Source organism: Streptomyces sp. NPDC104226 (assembly GCF_055584085.1).
Genome location: NZ_JBVJMS010000010.1, coordinates 340,683 through 356,862, shown reverse-complemented (window position 1 = coordinate 356,862; position 16,180 = coordinate 340,683). Strand labels below are relative to the sequence as shown.

Annotated in this window: 18 protein-coding genes, 1 tRNA gene and 1 other RNA gene; 1 reads left to right on the top strand and 19 read right to left on the bottom strand. The window is 70.9% G+C overall.

Features of this window, described 5'->3' with window-relative positions; genetic code table 11:
- Nucleotides 1–127 precede the first annotated feature (127 nt).
- The 3 genes from purD to ffs all read right to left on the bottom strand — a co-directional run bounded on the left by purD (nucleotide 128) and on the right by ffs (nucleotide 3,880).
- Complete coding sequence (gene purD / locus ACZ60J_RS30270; RefSeq protein ID WP_469686696.1) at nucleotides 128–1,381, bottom strand: phosphoribosylamine--glycine ligase; 1,254 nt, start codon at nucleotides 1,379–1,381, stop codon at nucleotides 128–130.
- A 60-nt stretch (nucleotides 1,382–1,441) separates the two neighbouring features.
- Nucleotides 1,442–3,727, bottom strand: coding sequence for a DNA polymerase III subunit gamma and tau (locus tag ACZ60J_RS30265; RefSeq protein ID WP_469686695.1), 2,286 nt, complete (start codon nucleotides 3,725–3,727; stop codon nucleotides 1,442–1,444).
- A gap of 58 nt (nucleotides 3,728–3,785) precedes the next feature.
- Nucleotides 3,786–3,880, bottom strand: an RNA gene (ffs, locus tag ACZ60J_RS30260) — signal recognition particle sRNA small type.
- A 165-nt stretch (nucleotides 3,881–4,045) separates the two neighbouring features.
- Between ffs and ACZ60J_RS30255 the strand changes: the two genes are divergently transcribed.
- Nucleotides 4,046–4,133 (top strand) — tRNA-Ser (locus ACZ60J_RS30255).
- A gap of 63 nt (nucleotides 4,134–4,196) precedes the next feature.
- On the opposite strand, the gene ACZ60J_RS30250 is transcribed toward ACZ60J_RS30255, so the two are convergent.
- From ACZ60J_RS30250 to ACZ60J_RS30175, 16 genes are all read right to left on the bottom strand, one after another.
- Nucleotides 4,197–5,480, bottom strand: a complete 1,284-nt coding sequence (locus ACZ60J_RS30250; protein ID WP_469686693.1) for a tyrosine-type recombinase/integrase — start codon at nucleotides 5,478–5,480, stop codon at nucleotides 4,197–4,199.
- A gap of 26 nt (nucleotides 5,481–5,506) precedes the next feature.
- Nucleotides 5,507–5,731: a helix-turn-helix domain-containing protein gene (locus tag ACZ60J_RS30245; RefSeq protein WP_469686692.1), complete on the bottom strand. Its 225-nt coding sequence runs from the start codon at nucleotides 5,729–5,731 to the stop codon at nucleotides 5,507–5,509.
- Nucleotides 5,732–6,003: 272 nt separating this feature from the next.
- Complete coding sequence (locus ACZ60J_RS30240) at nucleotides 6,004–7,554, bottom strand: YfjI family protein (RefSeq protein ID WP_469686690.1); 1,551 nt, start codon at nucleotides 7,552–7,554, stop codon at nucleotides 6,004–6,006.
- On the bottom strand, nucleotides 7,551–8,465 hold the full coding sequence (locus ACZ60J_RS30235; RefSeq protein WP_469686688.1) for a bifunctional DNA primase/polymerase: 915 nt from the start codon (nucleotides 8,463–8,465) through the stop codon (nucleotides 7,551–7,553). Before ACZ60J_RS30235 ends, ACZ60J_RS30240 begins: the two co-directional genes overlap by 4 nt.
- Nucleotides 8,462–9,169 (bottom strand): class I SAM-dependent methyltransferase, encoded by a 708-nt coding sequence (locus tag ACZ60J_RS30230; RefSeq protein WP_469686686.1) that lies wholly within the window; start codon nucleotides 9,167–9,169, stop codon nucleotides 8,462–8,464. The genes ACZ60J_RS30235 and ACZ60J_RS30230 overlap by 4 nt, the downstream gene beginning before the upstream one ends.
- Nucleotides 9,170–9,254: 85 nt before the next feature.
- Complete coding sequence (locus ACZ60J_RS30225; protein ID WP_469686685.1) at nucleotides 9,255–9,545, bottom strand: hypothetical protein; 291 nt, start codon at nucleotides 9,543–9,545, stop codon at nucleotides 9,255–9,257.
- Between the two features lie 2 nt (nucleotides 9,546–9,547).
- Nucleotides 9,548–9,703: a hypothetical protein gene (locus tag ACZ60J_RS30220; RefSeq protein ID WP_469686683.1), complete on the bottom strand. Its 156-nt coding sequence runs from the start codon at nucleotides 9,701–9,703 to the stop codon at nucleotides 9,548–9,550.
- A gap of 16 nt (nucleotides 9,704–9,719) precedes the next feature.
- Nucleotides 9,720–10,319: a hypothetical protein gene (locus ACZ60J_RS30215; RefSeq protein WP_469686682.1), complete on the bottom strand. Its 600-nt coding sequence runs from the start codon at nucleotides 10,317–10,319 to the stop codon at nucleotides 9,720–9,722.
- Complete coding sequence (locus ACZ60J_RS30210; protein ID WP_469686680.1) at nucleotides 10,316–10,516, bottom strand: hypothetical protein; 201 nt, start codon at nucleotides 10,514–10,516, stop codon at nucleotides 10,316–10,318. The genes ACZ60J_RS30215 and ACZ60J_RS30210 overlap by 4 nt, the downstream gene beginning before the upstream one ends.
- A gap of 3 nt (nucleotides 10,517–10,519) precedes the next feature.
- Nucleotides 10,520–10,801, bottom strand: coding sequence for a hypothetical protein (locus tag ACZ60J_RS30205; RefSeq protein ID WP_469686678.1), 282 nt, complete (start codon nucleotides 10,799–10,801; stop codon nucleotides 10,520–10,522).
- A gap of 140 nt (nucleotides 10,802–10,941) precedes the next feature.
- Complete coding sequence (locus ACZ60J_RS30200) at nucleotides 10,942–13,092, bottom strand: cell division protein FtsK (protein ID WP_469686676.1); 2,151 nt, start codon at nucleotides 13,090–13,092, stop codon at nucleotides 10,942–10,944.
- A 69-nt stretch (nucleotides 13,093–13,161) separates the two neighbouring features.
- A complete protein-coding gene (locus tag ACZ60J_RS30195; RefSeq protein ID WP_469686780.1) occupies nucleotides 13,162–13,506 on the bottom strand; it encodes an RRQRL motif-containing zinc-binding protein in 345 nt (114 codons plus the stop codon).
- Nucleotides 13,506–14,594 (bottom strand): conjugal transfer protein, encoded by a 1,089-nt coding sequence (locus ACZ60J_RS30190; protein WP_469686675.1) that lies wholly within the window; start codon nucleotides 14,592–14,594, stop codon nucleotides 13,506–13,508. Before ACZ60J_RS30190 ends, ACZ60J_RS30195 begins: the two co-directional genes overlap by 1 nt.
- Nucleotides 14,591–15,235, bottom strand: coding sequence for a GGDEF domain-containing protein (locus tag ACZ60J_RS30185; RefSeq protein WP_469686673.1), 645 nt, complete (start codon nucleotides 15,233–15,235; stop codon nucleotides 14,591–14,593). The genes ACZ60J_RS30190 and ACZ60J_RS30185 overlap by 4 nt, the downstream gene beginning before the upstream one ends.
- Complete coding sequence (locus ACZ60J_RS30180; RefSeq protein ID WP_469686671.1) at nucleotides 15,232–15,828, bottom strand: hypothetical protein; 597 nt, start codon at nucleotides 15,826–15,828, stop codon at nucleotides 15,232–15,234. Before ACZ60J_RS30180 ends, ACZ60J_RS30185 begins: the two co-directional genes overlap by 4 nt.
- Nucleotides 15,825–16,145: a hypothetical protein gene (locus ACZ60J_RS30175; protein WP_469686669.1), complete on the bottom strand. Its 321-nt coding sequence runs from the start codon at nucleotides 16,143–16,145 to the stop codon at nucleotides 15,825–15,827. The genes ACZ60J_RS30180 and ACZ60J_RS30175 overlap by 4 nt, the downstream gene beginning before the upstream one ends.
- Nucleotides 16,146–16,180 lie beyond the last annotated feature (35 nt).

The window sequence follows — 16,180 nt, the reverse complement described above, 5'->3', positions numbered from 1 at the left end:
CGATGGAATGGCTTTGGGTAAAGCTGGGTGCGTTCGAACGCGGCTGGATGCACTCGCACGCGAGCACGCACGCGGGCCCGGCCGCACCGAGTGCGCACCGGGCCCGCTGCCGTGAAGTACCCGCCGATCAGCGCTGGTCTGCGGCCTTCTCCGCGATGTCCGTGCGGTACTGCGAGCCGTCGAGCCCGATCCGCGCGACCGCCTTATACGCCCTGTCCCGGGCCTCCGCCAGATCGGAACCGGTCGCCGTCACCGACAGCACGCGTCCACCCGCGCTGACGACGGCATCGCCCTCGGTACGGGTCCCGGCGTGCAGGACGTAGGCGTACGGGGCGTCCAGCTCGGCCACCTCGGCCAGGCCCGTGATGGGGTCCCCGGTGCGCGGGGTCTCCGGGTAGTTGTGCGAGGCGATGACCACGGTGACGGCCGCTTCCTCGCGCCAGCTGAGCGGGGGCAGGGTGTCCAGGGTGCCGTTGGCGGAGCCCAGCAGCACGCTCGCGAGCGGGGTGCGCAGCCGGGCCAGGACCACCTGGGTCTCGGGGTCGCCGAAGCGGGCGTTGAACTCGATGACCCGCGTGCCGCGCGAGGTGATCGCGAGGCCCGCGTAGAGCAGCCCGGAGAAGGGGGTGCCGCGGTGGCGCAGCTCGTCCACGGTCGGCTGCAGGACGGAGGCCATGACCTCCTCGACGAGCTTCGGGTCGGCCCAGGGGAGGGGCGAGTACGCGCCCATGCCGCCGGTGTTGGGGCCCGCGTCGCCGTCGAGCGCGCGCTTGAAGTCCTGCGCGGGCTGGAGCGGCAGCACGGTGACGCCGTCGGTGATGGCGAAGAGGGAGACCTCGGGACCGTCGAGGAACTCCTCGATGACCACGCGGTCGCAGCCCAGCGCGTGGGCGCGGGCGGCGGCCCGGTCCTCGGTGACCACGACGCCCTTGCCGGCGGCGAGGCCGTCGTCCTTGACCACGTACGGGGCGCCGAAGGCGTCGAGGGCCTCGTCCACCTCTTCGGGGGTGGTGCACACGTAGCTGCGGGCCGTCGGGACTCCGGCGGCCGCCATCACGTCCTTGGCGAAGGCCTTGGAGCCCTCCAGCTGCGCGGCTTCGCCGGACGGGCCGAAGACGGGGATGCCCACCGCGCGCACGGCGTCGGCGACTCCGGCGACGAGCGGGGCCTCCGGGCCGACGACGACCAGGTCGGCGCCGAGTTCGGTGGCGAGGCGGGCGACGGCTCCGCCGTCGAGCTGGTCGACGGGGCGGAGCTCGGCCACCTCGGCGATGCCGGCGTTGCCGGGAGCGCAGTACAGCGCGTTGACGTCGGAATCGAGGGACAGAGAGCGGCACAGGGCATGTTCGCGGGCGCCGCCGCCGATGACGAGGACCTTCACGCCATGAAGACTAGCCCGCGTTCCCGGGTGCCCTTCGTGCGGGCACCCAAGCCGGGCCCCCTATTCGTTCGTATATTCCTCTACAACGGTGGCGCCGAGCTCGCGCACGATCAGGTCGTGTCCGCTCAGTGCGGTGTCGACGAGGTCCGGGTCGTCGGCCTCCGCGATGTCGTCCTCGGGGGCGACCGGCGGGGGCGCCTGGTGGGTCGGCTGGTGCTGCTGGGACTGCTGGGACTGCTGGGGCGGCTGCTGCTGGTACGACGACTGCTGCTGCGGCGGCTGGGACTGCTGCGGCTGCTGCTGGTACGCCTGCTGGGGCTGTGGGGGCTGCTGCGCCTGCTGGGGCGGCTGCGGGGCCTGCTGGGCCGGCGGCTGGTTGTAGGCGGGCGCGGCCGGAGCGCCGTACGAGGCCCCGGACGCGGGGGCCGGAGGCAGGGCTCCCCCGCCGACCACGGCCTCGATCTTCCAGGTGACCTGGAACTGCTCGGCGAGCACCGCCTTGAGCACGTCCTCGCTGCCGCTGCTCGCGAAGTTGTCGCGGGCTCCGGCGTTGGGGAAGCCGAGCTGGAGGGTGCTGCCGTCGAAGCCGGCCACCTGGGCGTTCTGGCTGAGCAGGATCCAGGTGAAGCGGCGTCGGTTCTTCACGGCGTCCAGGACGGCCGGCCACATGGCCTGGATCTGCCCGGCGCCGGCGGCCATGCCGGGGGCCGGGGCGGCAGCGGGCGGGGCCGCGGGGGCCTGGGCGGGCGCCGCGGGGGCGGCTGCGGGAGCCGCACCGGAACCGGGCTGCGCGGCGCCGGGCCAGGCACCCGCGGCCGGAGCCGGGGCCTGGGCCGCCGGGGCACCGGGCGTGGCCGCGCCGGGCCAGGCACCGGGAGCGCCGCCGCCGGGCTGCGCGGCGCCGGGCCAGGCACCGGCGGCGGGGGCCGGAGCCGGGGCCGCGGGGGCGCCGGGGGTGGCCGCGCCGGGCCAGGCGCCGGGTGCGGGGGCTGCAGCGGCGGGAGCGGCGGCGGGGGCCACCGGCTCGGGCGCAGCCACCGGGGCCGGGGCCTGGTGGACGGGGGCCTGCTGCGGCGGAGTCTGCGGCGCGGGGGTCCGTACCGACGCGGGGGCCATCGCGTGGGCCTCCGGCCCGGGCACGTAGCCCATGGCGGGAGCCGGGGCGAAGGCAGCGGCGGCCGAGGCCGCTCCGCCGCGCTCCAGCCGGTCGAGCCGCGCCTGCACGGAACGCTCGTCGTCGTAGGCGGCGGGCAGCAGCACGCGGGCGCAGATCAGCTCCAGCTGCAGCCGCGGCGAGGTGGCCCCGCGCATCTCCGTGAGCCCGGTGTTGACCAGGTCGGCGGCCCGGGACAGCTCGGCGGCCCCGAAGACGGAGGCCTGGGCCTGCATCCGCTCGACCACGTCGCCCGGGGCGTCGATGAGCCCCTTCTCCCGGGCGTCGGGCACGGCGGCCAGGATCACCAGGTCGCGCAGCCGCTCCAGCAGGTCGGCGACGAAGCGGCGCGGGTCGTTGCCGCCTTCCACCACCCGGTCCACGATCTCGAAGGCCGCGGCCCCGTCCCCGGCGGCGAAGGCGTCCACGACGGCGTCGAGGAGGGTGCCGTCGGTGTACCCGAGGAGCGAGGTGGCCATGGCGTACGTCACACCCTGCTCGGTGGCGCCGGCCAGGAGCTGGTCCATGACGGACATGGAGTCACGGACGGATCCGGCTCCGGCGCGCACGACGAGCGGGAGCACGCCCTCCTCGACGTGGGCGCCCTCGCGGCCGCAGACGTCGCCGAGGTAGTCCCGCAGGGTGCCGGGGGGCACGAGGCGGAAGGGGTAGTGGTGCGTCCGGGACCGGATGGTCCCGATGACCTTCTCGGGCTCGGTCGTGGCGAAGATGAACTTGAGGTGCTCCGGCGGCTCCTCGACCACCTTCAGCAGGGCGTTGAAGCCCGCCGGGGTGACCATGTGCGCCTCGTCGATGATGTAGATCTTGTACCGGCTGGAGGCGGGCCCGAAGAAGGCCTTCTCGCGCAGGTCACGGGCGTCGTCCACACCACCGTGCGAGGCCGCGTCGATCTCGATGACGTCGATGGACCCCGGCCCGTTGCGCGCGAGGTCGCGGCAGGACTGGCACTCCCCGCAGGGGGTGGGCGTGGGGCCTTGCTCACAGTTCAGGCAGCGGGCGAGGATGCGCGCGCTGGTGGTCTTGCCACAGCCTCGCGGTCCGCTGAACAGGTACGCGTGATTGACCCGGTTGTTGCGCAGGGCCTGCATCAGCGGGTCGGTGACATGCTCCTGCCCGATGACCTCGGCGAACGACTCGGGGCGGTAGCGGCGGTACAGCGCAAGGGACGACACGTCTACGAGGTTATCCGGGCCCACCGACAACGGTGGCCCGCAGACCCGTCCCGGAACGCAAAGGGCCCCCCACGCACCCACCAGAGCCCACTTACCCTTGCTGCCTTCCGGCCCTGGGGGAGTTGGGTGAGATAGCGCCACGTGAGGGGCTGGGCCCCACCCTAGCGGATGGAGGGCCCCGGAATCGACCCGCACCCGACCGGGACCCCGACGGGGACCCGACCCGCACCCCGACCGGGACCCCGACCAGGACCCCGTTCGGGCCCGCCCGACGATCACGTTCGCGAGCACCCCTCAACGTCTTGTATTGTTTGCCGCGGAGGATTCGCCTAGTGGCCTAGGGCGCACGCTTGGAAAGCGTGTTGGGGGCAACCCCTCACGAGTTCGAATCTCGTATCCTCCGCCATTGCTCTCACCGGGCAATACGTCGAAGAGCCCCACCGCTTGCGGTGGGGCTCTTCCTCGTTCCTCAGACCTCGTTGTCCTGGTCTTTGTCCACAAGGGCCTTCTGCGAGGGGCCCCAGATGGCCTCCCCGATCTTCTGGGCCACATCCTTCAGCATGGCGTCGGGCACGTGCAGGTACCGCGCACGCATCCGGGAAGAGGTCCCCGCCTCCCAGCCCATGATCTGGTCGATGACCCTGTCCGGAACCCCCAGCAGCATGAGCACGGTCGCGGCGGTGTGCCGTGCGTCGTGGAGACGTGCGTCCCTCACCCCCGCGTCTCCGATGAGCTTCTTCCAGTCGTGGTAGTCCGTGTTCGGGCTGAGCGGACCGCCGAGCGGCTTTGTGAACACGTACTCGGACTCAGTCCACAGGTCGCCGGCCGCCTTCCGTTCGCGTGCCTGGACCTCCTTGTGAGCCCGGAACATCCGAACCAGTGGCCCCGGCAGGGGCACCGCACGGCGTCCGGCGCGCGACTTGGTGTTCTTCGTCTCGCGCCGCACCTGGCTTCGCAGGGGGCAGTACCCGGCCTTCCGGCCGCACGGGGCAGCTTCATTGCACCCGTGCGCGTACTTCGGCCGCAGCCGGTTCCGGCGGAGCTTCAGGTACTCGTTCTCCAGGTCCACGTCGGACCACCGGAGCCCGAGCGTCTCCCCTTGCCGCAGGCCGAGCGCGAGGGCGAGCATCCAGCGGGCGCTGTTGCGGCGCTTGTTCACCTCGATCAGCAGGCTCTGGATCTCCTCGACCGAGTAGGGCTCGATCTCGTCTTCGGCCTCCTCGACACGTGGCGGCTTCGCCAGCGCGGCGGCGTTCTTCGCGGCGTGGCCGCGTCGTACTGCCTCTCCCAGCGCCGTACGTGCGGTCCGATGAGCCTGGTGGGCCGTGGCGGGCTTACTGCCCTTCGCCTTCATCCGGCGGTACAGGCTCTCCAGGTGCTCCGGCTCCAAGCGGTCGATCCGGTGCTTGCCGATACCGGGTACGAGGTGCACCCGAACGGCCACCTCGTAACCGTCGTAGGTGTTCTCGCTGACGGATTCCTTGGCGATGTTCTCCACCCAGTGCCACAGCCACTTCTCGACCGTCCACAACTTTCCGGGCTGCTGGGCAGTCCCCTGGTCACGCTGCTTCTCCAGCCGCTTGACCTCCTCCATGAGGAGATCCTCCGTAAGCCGGGTGATGTGCCTCCGGTACGGCTCACCGTTGTCCCGGTAGCCCATCGGCACTCTGGCGTGCCAGCGTCCGTCCTTCCCGAAGTAGATCGCGGTCTCGCCGTTGGCACGGCGGGTGCCCTTCTTGCTTGTCTCTGCCACAGGCAGACTCCTGTCTCGGGTGGCCGTCAAGCCGCGTGTTGGAGGGTGCGGAGGCGGGTCACGTATTCGGCCGGCGCATCGACCGGGACCCTGCGGAGTCCACCGATGAGGACGGACTCCAGCGCGCCAGTGCGGATCAGCGCGAAGCAGGTGGTTCTGCCGACGCGGAGTCGGCGGGCGGCTTCCTCGACGGTCAGCAGCACCAGCGTTGGATCTGCCGCGTGGGACACGGCGTCATGGGCGTCATGCATGGGCTCGCTCCTTGGCGGGCCGCCACAGAAACCACGGAATACACAGAAACCCGGGGCAGGGGGCCTGAGCTGCGGAAACCTCTGTGGAGGTGGTCCGCCACAGAAACCGCAGGAAGTCCCACAGAAATAAGGGCCCGGGGGTGGGCGGGTATTTGTGTGGGACTTCCGTGGGTTTCTGTGGCGACGGCCTTCCGGCCGCCCATGACGCCGTTTGCCCAGGTCAGGGGCGGGGTGGGCCTATTTCTGTGATTCTGTGGTTTCTGTGGCGGGGGTCAGGCGGTCGGGTCGCTGAGCTGGGGGTGGATGAGGTAGCGCGGGGACGGCGGCCGGCCCCGGCCTCCGGAGCGCTGGACGGGCTGGCAGCGGATGAACCCGTGGTCGTCCAGCAGCTCCAGCGCGGGATCCAGATCAGCGACCGTGGGGAACTCGGAGCGGGAGAGCTTCACCATGAGGTCGCGTTTGCTGACCTCGCTCCACTGCTGAGTGCGCAGCAGCTCCAGCACGGCATGGGCCCGGTTGGCAGTGTGGTCCGCGCCCATGAGGTCGAAGACCACCAGCGCGTGACCGGTGAAGTAGTCGATCAACTTCACCGCTCCACGCATGGTGTCCGCGCTGACGGGCTCGGTGTGCCCGTTGGTCGGGTGAGCAGCGAGGTGGAGCAGCCCGGCCAGGCGGCAGGTTGCACCGCCCAGCTTGTTGGCCCAGTTCCCGACGTGAGCGAGGTCGCCGCCACGGGGCCGCAGCCGCGGTTCCTGGCGCTCTTCGAACGCCACGAGGACGTCACCCGCTTCGGGGGAGAGCTGGAGTACCGCCGGGTCCGTCCAGTCGGCCAGCGACATGGTCAGCGCGGTGATGTTCTCCTCGTAGGTGGCGGCCACCGCGTCCGGGATCGGGTCGGGCAGGATCGTGCGGTGCCCGACGAGCGAAGTCGGCAGGGAGTAGAAGAACCTGGCCAACAGGCCCCGGTCGTTCGCTCCCTTGATGCGGCCAATGTCCTCCAGCACGGAGGGCTGGACAGTTAGGCCCATGGTCAGGGCAGGGGACTCGATGAACTCCTCACGGCCCCGGCGGTCAACCCTCAGCCGGTCGCCTGCCTGCCCACGCAGGAAAACGTCCAGGTTGGGGGTGCCCGAGTAGCGTCCGGCGATGATGTCGAAGATGCCGCCCTCGGCGGACATGACGGAGAGCCTGCCGCCCTGTTCGGCCAGGAGTGAGGCGATGACCTCGGGGGTGGCGTCGTCGGCCAGCAGACGGGGCTTGGCCGGCACGGTGACCGCCTCGGCGGCCTGTGCGAGGCCGATGGCCTCCGCGACGAGCTGGTCTCGCTTGTCCGTGTCAGCGCGGGCTGCTTTGGCCGCCGCGTTGTCCGCGACCTCCCTGGCGAGGCGGGCGGTGATCTCCGCCTCCACGATCCGGCCAGCGGACTGCGTGACCAGGAGCGCTTCGCAGCGGTAGAGCGGGTCGGCCATCAGGTTGAACACCGCGCTCTTGCGGTTGCCCGGCGGGAGCGCGACGACCACGAACACGTTGACGGGCTCGCGCCACCGGCTGCGGACGTGGACCACGGCACGTCCCCCGGCAGCCGTGCCGAGCACGGCGAGGGCGAGGGAGGCGGCCATGTCCACGGGTGTCTGCGTCTCCTCGGCGACCGCGCGCACGTACTCCCCCAGCCAGGCCGGGAAGACCTCGGTGGGGAAGGTGGGGAGTTCTCGGCGGGCGGTGAGCGGGATCGGCTCCTCCCACGGCGCAGCCGCTGCCTCCTGAGCGTCCAGAGCCTCGAAGCCCGCCCACAGTTCCGAGCTGTCCACGGGCTGTGTGGTCATGCCGCCCCTCCCAGGGTGTTGCGGGCGCTGCGCTGGATGCCGTCGCGGATGCTGGCCGCGATGCGGGACGGCGCGAGCCCCTGGGGCGCGGCGGCGGTGAGCGCGTCGGTGACTTCCGTCTCGGTGAGGGTGCCTGCGGCGATGAGGCGGCCGAGGGCGTACGCGGCGTTGTAGAGCGTCGTGTTCTGGGTGCCGGTGACAGCAGCCGCGACCTTGGCGACCTCGCCGTTCAGGGCGGCCGTTGCGTACCGGTCCGCCTTCCCGATCCGAGATCGGAGAACGGCCACGGGGACCGGGGCAGATGCGGGCGGTGTGATGAGGAGGTCACAGAGCCACGTGGGGAGGGGGGCCGGGGGCGCGTCGTGAATGATCTCGTAAGAGCCTGTACCGACCGTGCTGCCGGCGGCGACCACGTACCCGCCCCAGGCTCGCGTGTCGACCTTCCACCCCAGGCGCCCTGCGCTCCCACGTAGCTGCTTTTCGGCAGGTGCGGTGAAGTACAGGTGCTGGCCGCTACGGCGGGTGCGCACCGTGAACGTCTCGGTCGGCAGCCGTTCGCCAGCGCGCTCGCAGAGCATCGCGAAGACGTCGAGCCCATCCGTGGCTCCGGCCCATTCCTGGGGCGCGGGTCCGTCGTCGTCCTTGGGGATGTCGAGGTCTACGACCAGGAGTCCGGCGGGGCCGGTGGCGATGCCGACGTTGTACGGGGCCGCCTGCCAGCACGCGGTGATGTTCCCGGGGTCGAGGGTGGCGCGCTGTTCGGGGGTGCGGTGGCCGTCCGTGCAGCGGCCGGTACCGGGGCAGTTGCGCTCGGGGTGTCCGGCGGGCCGCTTGTCTCCGGGGCGGAGCGGGAAGACGGGCCAGCCGCGTTCGGCCGCTGCGAGGGCGGCGTTCAACAGGTGGGTGTTCATGCTGCCGCCTCCTGGCTGCGGGTGAGGAACGCGGTGGCGATCCAGCGGGTGTAGGCGGGCGGCAGGGCCTCGCGCAGGGCGAGGTGGTCGGTGGACCAGTCGATGCCCTTGGCTTCGCGGATCTCGGGGACGGTGGCCTTGCCTCCGCCCTTGCCGTAGGCGGCGACGTAGGGGCCGTCGAAGTATTCGCCGTGGCGCCAGCCGCGCACCCTGCCCCGATGGGTGGGGTGGGCCGGCTGCGCGGTGGTCCAGTTGCCGAGTTCGAAGTAGCGGTGCATCAGCACGGCCAGGCCGAACTGTTCGCCGCACAGCCGCAGGTCTTTGCGGACCTCGGAGCCGGCCACGTTCTCGATCACGTAAGGCCTGCCCACGACGTCCAGAGCGGCTCGGGTCGGGGCGATGAGGCGGGGGTGGCTGCGGCCGGTGCGGGCGTTGCGGGCGGCGTTCGTGCCCTTGGTCGGCGCCCCTTCGCCCTGGCAGGGCGGAGAGGCGTGGATGAAGTCGAATTCGTGGCCGTGCGCGTGGATGAAGTCGATGGCGTCGCCCTGGTGGAAGGCGTCGCCGCAGTAGTCGGGCTGCGGGTTGATGTCGACTCCGGTGACGTGCCAGCCGAGGTACTGGTAGCCGCGGGCCGCGCCACCGATGCACGAGTAGGCATCGAGCACCCGCAGGCGGGATCGCCGGATCGGGGTGGGTTGCGTCATGCTGGGGGTCTCCTGTTTCTGCGAAGGGACGGAGAAGCCGGGGCGGTCGCGGTCTTGTGGTGAGAGGCGACCGCCCCGGGCACAGCTACAGGTCGGTGAGCGCGGCGGTGGGGATCTCGTAGACGTCGATGACGTCCTTGACTCCGTGCCAGCGGCCCGGGGTGTGGTGGATGTAGACCACGTGGAGCGGGATGCCGTCGCGGCCGGTGAAGGCGTAGACGTTGACCGCGTCCACGTTCTTGGGGCTCTTGCGGGCGCTGCGGATGTGGGACAGGGCCGCGATCACGCTGACGCGCTCGGGCAGGTAGCTGAGACCGTCAACCTGCGTGTGCATCGTCGGATGCTGCGTGGCGCTCACGGTGGGGCTCGTGCTCATGGTCAGTTCTCCTGTTCGGTTTCGGTCTGCACGGCCATGTCGTCCACCTCAAGCAGCAGCTCCCCGAGCTGAAGCCGGGTGACCTTCTGGGTGTACGGCTTGTCCAAACCGTCCCAGGTCATCGAGAGGGTCACGACCTCGAAGGGGTCGATGTCCATGCGGGTGCTCCTTGGGTCAGTGGTCGTGCTTGGCGGGGAGTTCGGGCAGTCCTGCGCCGGTGATGGCCTGCGGGTTGAAGCCGGGGAGGGCGGCGCGGGTGATGAGGGCGTTAGCGAGCTGTTCGGCGTAGACGGCGCCGGAGCGGGCTACCTCGATCTGGGCTCCGGCGCGCAGGGCCTCCACGCGCTCCACGTGGGCGTGGTCCTCGCGCCGGCCGATGGTCTGCCGCTCGTAGGTGACGGTCTCGCGGCGGTCGGTGCGCCAGTAGCGGGCGGCGAGTCCGTAGGCGACGGCGGTTGCCAGCGCCCAGAGGAGGATCGGGAGGGAGAGGCCATCGGCGTATCCGGCGACTCCGGCCAGGGCCAGGCCTCCGGATGCGGCGAACGCGGTTCCGGCGATGACGCTGCCACCGGAGTGGTTGCCGGAGGAGAACGCGCCGGCCGCCGCCGCTCCGGCGGCGAGGACGACCATCAGCGCGGCGTTGCCCACGGAGTGCTCGGCGCCGTTGGCGTTCCAGATCCGGCCCAGGATCAGCACGGTCGTGGTGGCCACGGCTGGGGCCGCCTTGGGGGCGAGGTCAAGTGCCCAGTGCCGGTAGGTGATGGGCTCGTTCATCCCTGGCTCCCAAGGTCGGTGACGGCGTTGACGACGGCGGTGGTGAGTTCGTCGATGGCGCCGGAGGCTCCGGTGGAGGCGAGGAAGAAGCCGAACATCATGGCGATGAACGCGGAGCCGTAGCCGAGGGTCTTGGAGCGGAGGAGGAAGTACAGGACCAGGCCGAACAGGAAGACGAGCGAGACGGTGATGGCCATGGGTTATCCCTTCGGGGCGAACGTCTTGCGGGGGGCGGGGTTGGCGTCGCGGTACAGGTGCAGCCAGAGGTTGTAGAGGTGGCGGCCGGTGCGGATGCGCTTGCCGTGGCCGTCGCAGCGGCGGCAGTGCTTGCCACGCTTGAGGCGGCCCTTGCGGTCGGTCTTCATCGCGTAGCCGAAGCCCTTGCACTTGCGGCAGGTGCCGAACGGCGATCCCGCACACAAGCTGATGTAACCGAGAGTGATGGCGAACAGGCAGGCGCCAGCAAGGAGGATGGTGGTCATGGGGTGCCTTCCGGGCGGTGTTTCCGGTGTTTTCGCAGGTCGGCTGCTAGGTGCGAGATCGCTGATGGGGAGCGGTTCGGGGTGCTAGCGGGGGTGCTAGACCTAGCAGCGATGGCCGCTAGGTCTAGCAGCTGTGCGAGTCAGCCCCCGGACCGTCCGCCATCACGGAGGGTGATGGCAGCGGTGATGTCGGCGCGGGCGATGCCGCGTCGGGTGGTGCCCTTGCCAGCGGCGGTGGAGCCCCAGACGTCCTGCGCGGTGATGCCGTGCGGCTTGAGGTTCGTGGTGACCGTCTCGGCCTTCCAGCCGCTGTAGACCTCGGGACGGAGCGAGGCGAGGCGGGCGGCGACCTTCTCGTTCCAGACCTTCTCCTCATCGGCCGGCACGACCCTGAGGATGTCGGCGAGGAGGTCGAAGGAGGCTTCCCCGCTCTCGGGCTGCTGGCCGATGGCGTGGCCGGTGACGTTGCCGTACTCCTCGCGCATCCGCCGCGCCCGGGCGACGACCTGTTCCGCGGCCACCGCGTCCACGAACGCGGAGGCGACGATGCGCGGGTCGTCCCCTTCACCGGCCATCCAGCAGATGCCCCGGTCGGTGCGGGAGAACATCGTGGCCCGGTACCCCGCCTTGTACATCGAGGTCCCCAGCACCATGTCGTTGGCGGGCTGGCCCATGACCTTCAGGCAGAACCGCAGCACCGCGTTGGCGGAGATGCCGGTGGGCAGCGACTTCGCGTCGGGGCGCTGGGTGCCGAAGAGGGTGACCATGCCGAGGGCGGGGCCGCGCTTGCAGAGGTCGGTGCAGATCTCTTCGAGTTCCTTGCCGTACTTCTCGTGCTCGAAGGGGACCTGGCACTCATCGAATCCGGCGACGATCGGGTGCAGACCGAGGCTCTTGTCGTTGGCCAGGTCGGCGGTCACCTTCGACTCCGGGCAGCGCGAACGCGGCAGCGACTTGATGACCTTCGCCCGGCGGCGCAGCTCGGCACGCAGTTCCCGCAGCGATTCGAGGACGTAGAGGATGTCCTCGTCCTCGTCCCCTGCCCGGTAGCGGTGGCAGACCGGCTCCAGCGCGCCGAAGTCGCCGGTGCCCTTGAAGTCGAACGCGTAGAGCTGGGCGCGCGGGTCGAGTGCGGCGATGAGCAGGAACAGGCGCATCAGGAACGTCTTGCCCATGCGCGGGATGGAGCCGACGACCACGGAGGCGAACATCAGCGTGACGGCGACGTCGGCCATGCGCTGGTCGTTGCCGAAGACGACCGGCCTGAACAGGTCCACTTGCCCGGACTTCAGCAGCGGCCAGGCGGGCTTCTTGGTCTCGTTCATGGGCTTGTCGCCCACCCACAGGACCAGCCGCCCTTCATGCTCGGTCGGATCGGCCGACGGCCACACGGAGCCGACCTTTCGGCGCAGTCCGGAGGCCAGCGGCTTACGGGCCTCCATGATGTCCTCCGGGGTGACACCCCACGGGAGATCGAGATCCGCGCGGTAGCCGGGCCCGTCGCGGGTGATCTCCGACGTGAACCGCAGGCCGTTCATGTCGCCGCCCTTCTTGATGGCGGCCGACAGCTTCGCATTGCCGATGTTGTCCAGCGCCCGAAGCACGAGCATCCCGGTCAGCTTCTGGAGCTCCGTCTTCAGCACGGCAGGGCCGATCACCGGCTGATCCTTCGGGGCGCCCCAGAAGCCGGCGGCGAGCACGCCGGCCGACGCGAACACGGCGAGCCAGCCCGGGGCCATGACGTACAGGGTCAGCGCGAAGCCGGTACCGAAGATCAGCCCGACCACGGTGACCAGCGTCCGCAGGCGTACCCGGCTGTCCCGCTGCCGCGACAGCTTCAGGTACTCGGCGGTGTTCTCCTTGTAGACCTCGTACGCGCGGAGCGGGGCCGCCTCGGCGTCCCACACCCACGCGTTGGTGTCGCGGACCAGCCGGGCCGCGCCACGCGGGGCGTTCAGCCCGAGCTGGTAGATGTACCAGGGGGTGCGGATCCCGTGGAAGGCGGTGGCGTAGAACGCGTTGCTCGCGGCGCGCTGGGTGGTGGAGACGAACCCCGGCTTCGACTTCAGCCAGGAAGGGATGATCGGCAGCCGCTTGTAGGTCGTGACTCCCGGGGACGGCAGGTCCGGGGAGTCGACCGGCCGCAGCCGCGGCGACTCCTCATCGTCATACGGATCGGCCGGCGGGGCGGCCGGGGCCGAAACGGTGGGGCGCTTGGTGGTGATGTCGAAGACCTCGGCGCCGGGACGCTCCAGGTCCTCGCTCTGTTCGGTGACATGGACATCAGACACGGTGGGTCTGCTCCCTCATAGCGAGTGGGGTGGAAGGCGCCCGGACACCGAGGGGTCCGGGCCTCTGCTTCAGGCGGCGCGCTGTTCTTCGGGGTAGGCGCAGGACACGCACATGCCGAGCGAGGCCGGGATGACGTATCCGGCGTCGGCGGAGCACTGGGGGCAGGTGCGGCGGGCGAGCATCGCCAGGGCGAGCGCGTCCCACTTGGCCGGGGTCATGGGCCGGACGGGCTTGGCCAGCTCGATGCGGTACAGGTAGGCGATCAGCGGTCCCCGCCGGTAGCGCGGTCGCTCCACCTGAGCCGCCACGTCCTGTCCCCCGGGGCGCAGGCCAGCCGCGCGGAGCTGACGGCGCGTGGCCAACCCGTCCGGAGCGAGCCTCCAGGAGTAGACGGGTATGCCGTCCCCCGCCATCACGCTGCCACCGCTTCAGCGACGGCAGCGCGTTCGGCCTTCAGCGCGTCACGCAGCAGACGGCCCCTGGCTGACGACGTACGGACCGCCTTGCGGATCGCCTCGGCCGTCAGCTCACCATCGGACCAGTTGGCCGTGACCGCCCGGGCCTCATCCAGCAGCTCATCCGAACCCCGCGTCGGTCGGGGTGTGCGGGCCGACTTCGGTACCCGACCGGTCGCCCGGCGCGGAGCCGACTCCACAGCCGCAACCGACTTCACCGGAGCCGACTGGGGAACCTCGACCGGCTCGACTACCGCAGCCGACTCCGGCGACGTCACCGGCAGCGGGTCGACCGACTCAAGCGCCGGAAGGTCGGCCACCTCGGGCAGGGCCTCGGCGGCCGACTCCCGCAGGTCAGACCCCAACCGATTTACGATGAACTCAGATGATTCATGCTGGTTTGCGGGGGCGGTGAACATGGCGGCCAGGGCGGCATCCGCACCGCTGCTGAGCCGCTCGCGCTGGACATCCAGGAGTCGGGCCCCCAACGACGCATCCCCCAACCCGACTTTCCGGGCCAGCCGCCACGACGTCTGGTCGGACCACTTGCGCACCCATGACCACGGGTGGTTCGCGGCTCGGGCACGGTGGTAGGCCAGCGACCGCACCACGGCCGCCGCCTTGGCTTCGGCCTCGGCGTCGCGGCCGTCCTGGTGGACGACGATCCGCCGGGCCAAGAACGCCATGCCCTCGGCCGCCACACACATGCCCATCGGGGTCACGGCGTAGATGACCGTGCGGCCCGGGTCATCGGCGGCCATGGCCGCCATGACCGACGCGGCGGCCGGCAGAGCCCACAAGCCGATCCGGATGATCCCCGGGGACGACTGGCCGAGCATCGTCAACCCGAGCAGCACCAGCGCCAGAACGGCGGTCGCACCCTCACCGGCTGCCACCGCGCCCAGTGCCGTGCCCGAGCCGTAGGCACGGCTGATGTTGCTGTACGTACCCACGCCACCGGCAACTCCGGTGGCGAGCATGGGCAGGAACGCGGCCGTCAGCACGACCTTCTGCACCGTGGTCAGTGCCTTGCGGGTTGCCATCATGCCGCCACCCCGTTCGTGCCACGGCGGCCGTCGCGGCGGCCGTTGGTCGTGCCCGCCTCGGGGACGGTCAGCCGGTGCGCGATGCGCCAGCCCCCGCCCTGCTGCTTGGCCCGGTACATCTGCTCATCCGCCCGGCGCAGCAGCGTGGACAGGTCACCGGTTCCGGTGCGGTAGTAGGCGGCCCCGATCGAGGCACTCACCTCGATCGGACGTCCCTCGAACGGCACCGGCTGGCCGAGACGGCCGATCAGCATGAACAGGTCGACGCGCAACTTGTCGATGCCATAGCCGGGGATCAGGGCGGCGAACTCATCCCCGCCCAGCCGTCCGGCGATACCCGCGTGTTCCACGGCCCACCGGTCAAGGCGCCGCCCGGTTTCGCGGATGACCGCGTCTCCGGCCGCGTGGCCGGAGGTGTCGTTGATCTCCTTGAACCGGTTGAGGTCCAAGACGAGTACGGCACGCTGGGACCCTCGGGTCAGGCTCTTGCGGGCCCGCTCCTCAAAGGGGTCCCGCGTCCACAGGCCAGTCAGCGGGTCCCGGCGGGCGGCCTCGATCCGGCGCCGCATCCACAGGGTGTGCATGGACCAGCCGGACGCGAGGGGAAGCGCGGCGGACAGGGCGGTCAGGGTGTGGCTCATGCCGCACCGCCCGGCAGCGGACGGTTGGTCAGGCCGGTCAGGTCGGCGATCTCGGCGCCGGTCAGCGTGTCCCGGGCGTCCATGGCGTGTGCGACGGCGGTGATCTCGCCCCACATGCGGTGCATCCGGGCGACCGCCATCGCCTGCACGGCAGCCCATGACTTGCCGCCCTCGGGCGTGTGGTCCCGACCGAGCTGGTAGCCGTTGGAGGCAAGCACGTCGATGGCCTGCTCACGGTCATGATCGGCCACGCAGGAGGCGGCCCGCTCCGGGGTCCACAGCCCCTCGGTGCGCAGCCAGTGCAGGCTGGCCAACTCGCCCGCCGCGCACTCGGCTGCGTACTCCCACGGGTCGATGTCCCGGGCGTCGGTGTTGGTCCGGCCGGTCACCGACCAGCCTTCGGGCCGCTGCCAGGCGATGACCTCGCTCACGACGACGTGCATGCCGCAGGCCATCGACAGGACCGCGTGTCCGGCTTCGTGAAAGGCCGTGATCAAGCGGGTCTGTTCGTAATTCAGCGCCATGTCGACCACGGCGCGGGGGTTGCCCTTGTGGTCGAGAAGCTCTTCGTACTCGGGGGCCTGGTTCCTCATGCCGCTTCTCCCGTCCGGGAGGAACGGCCGGCGTCACGGGCGGCGCCCCGCAGGAAGGGGACCGTGCGGGTCAGCGCGTCGGCGTAGAGCGCGTCCCACGCGGCGATCTCGTCCCCGCCCTCACCCAGCGCGGCCAGCTCCGCGATGACCTCACGAGCCACCGCCTCACGGGCCGCACGCTCCTGGGCCGTCTCCGGGGTCAGCGGGCCCCGGAACAGATCCCGGTCGAGTCCGAGGGGCAGTTCATCGAAGCCAAGCGCCAGCTCTTCGAACTCGGCCGGGTTCACGATCTGGTGGTTACCGATGTACGTACGCATGTGGATCTCTCCTGATGAGCGAAGGGGGCCGGGGC

What these genes read in the sequence shown, in the direction of transcription:
- ACZ60J_RS30235 (WP_469686688.1), bottom strand. Translation starts at nt 8,465, where the DNA reads ATGAACACCCACCTGTTGAACGCCGCCCTCGCAGCGGCCGAACGCGGC.
- ACZ60J_RS30205 (WP_469686678.1), bottom strand. Translation starts at nt 10,801, where the DNA reads ATGACCACCATCCTCCTTGCTGGCGCCTGCCTGTTCGCCATCACTCTC.
- ACZ60J_RS30195 (WP_469686780.1), bottom strand. Translation starts at nt 13,506, where the DNA reads ATGGCGGGGGACGGCATACCCGTCTACTCCTGGAGGCTCGCTCCGGAC.
- ACZ60J_RS30240 (WP_469686690.1), bottom strand. Translation starts at nt 7,554, where the DNA reads ATGACCACACAGCCCGTGGACAGCTCGGAACTGTGGGCGGGCTTCGAG.
- ACZ60J_RS30175 (WP_469686669.1), bottom strand. Translation starts at nt 16,145, where the DNA reads ATGCGTACGTACATCGGTAACCACCAGATCGTGAACCCGGCCGAGTTC.
- ACZ60J_RS30180 (WP_469686671.1), bottom strand. Translation starts at nt 15,828, where the DNA reads ATGAGGAACCAGGCCCCCGAGTACGAAGAGCTTCTCGACCACAAGGGC.
- ACZ60J_RS30185 (WP_469686673.1), bottom strand. Translation starts at nt 15,235, where the DNA reads ATGAGCCACACCCTGACCGCCCTGTCCGCCGCGCTTCCCCTCGCGTCC.
- ACZ60J_RS30215 (WP_469686682.1), bottom strand. Translation starts at nt 10,319, where the DNA reads ATGAACGAGCCCATCACCTACCGGCACTGGGCACTTGACCTCGCCCCC.
- ACZ60J_RS30210 (WP_469686680.1), bottom strand. Translation starts at nt 10,516, where the DNA reads ATGGCCATCACCGTCTCGCTCGTCTTCCTGTTCGGCCTGGTCCTGTAC.
- ACZ60J_RS30190 (WP_469686675.1), bottom strand. Translation starts at nt 14,594, where the DNA reads ATGATGGCAACCCGCAAGGCACTGACCACGGTGCAGAAGGTCGTGCTG.
- ACZ60J_RS30230 (WP_469686686.1), bottom strand. Translation starts at nt 9,169, where the DNA reads ATGACGCAACCCACCCCGATCCGGCGATCCCGCCTGCGGGTGCTCGAT.
- ACZ60J_RS30225 (WP_469686685.1), bottom strand. Translation starts at nt 9,545, where the DNA reads ATGAGCACGAGCCCCACCGTGAGCGCCACGCAGCATCCGACGATGCAC.
- ACZ60J_RS30245 (WP_469686692.1), bottom strand. Translation starts at nt 5,731, where the DNA reads ATGCATGACGCCCATGACGCCGTGTCCCACGCGGCAGATCCAACGCTG.
- ACZ60J_RS30220 (WP_469686683.1), bottom strand. Translation starts at nt 9,703, where the DNA reads ATGGACATCGACCCCTTCGAGGTCGTGACCCTCTCGATGACCTGGGAC.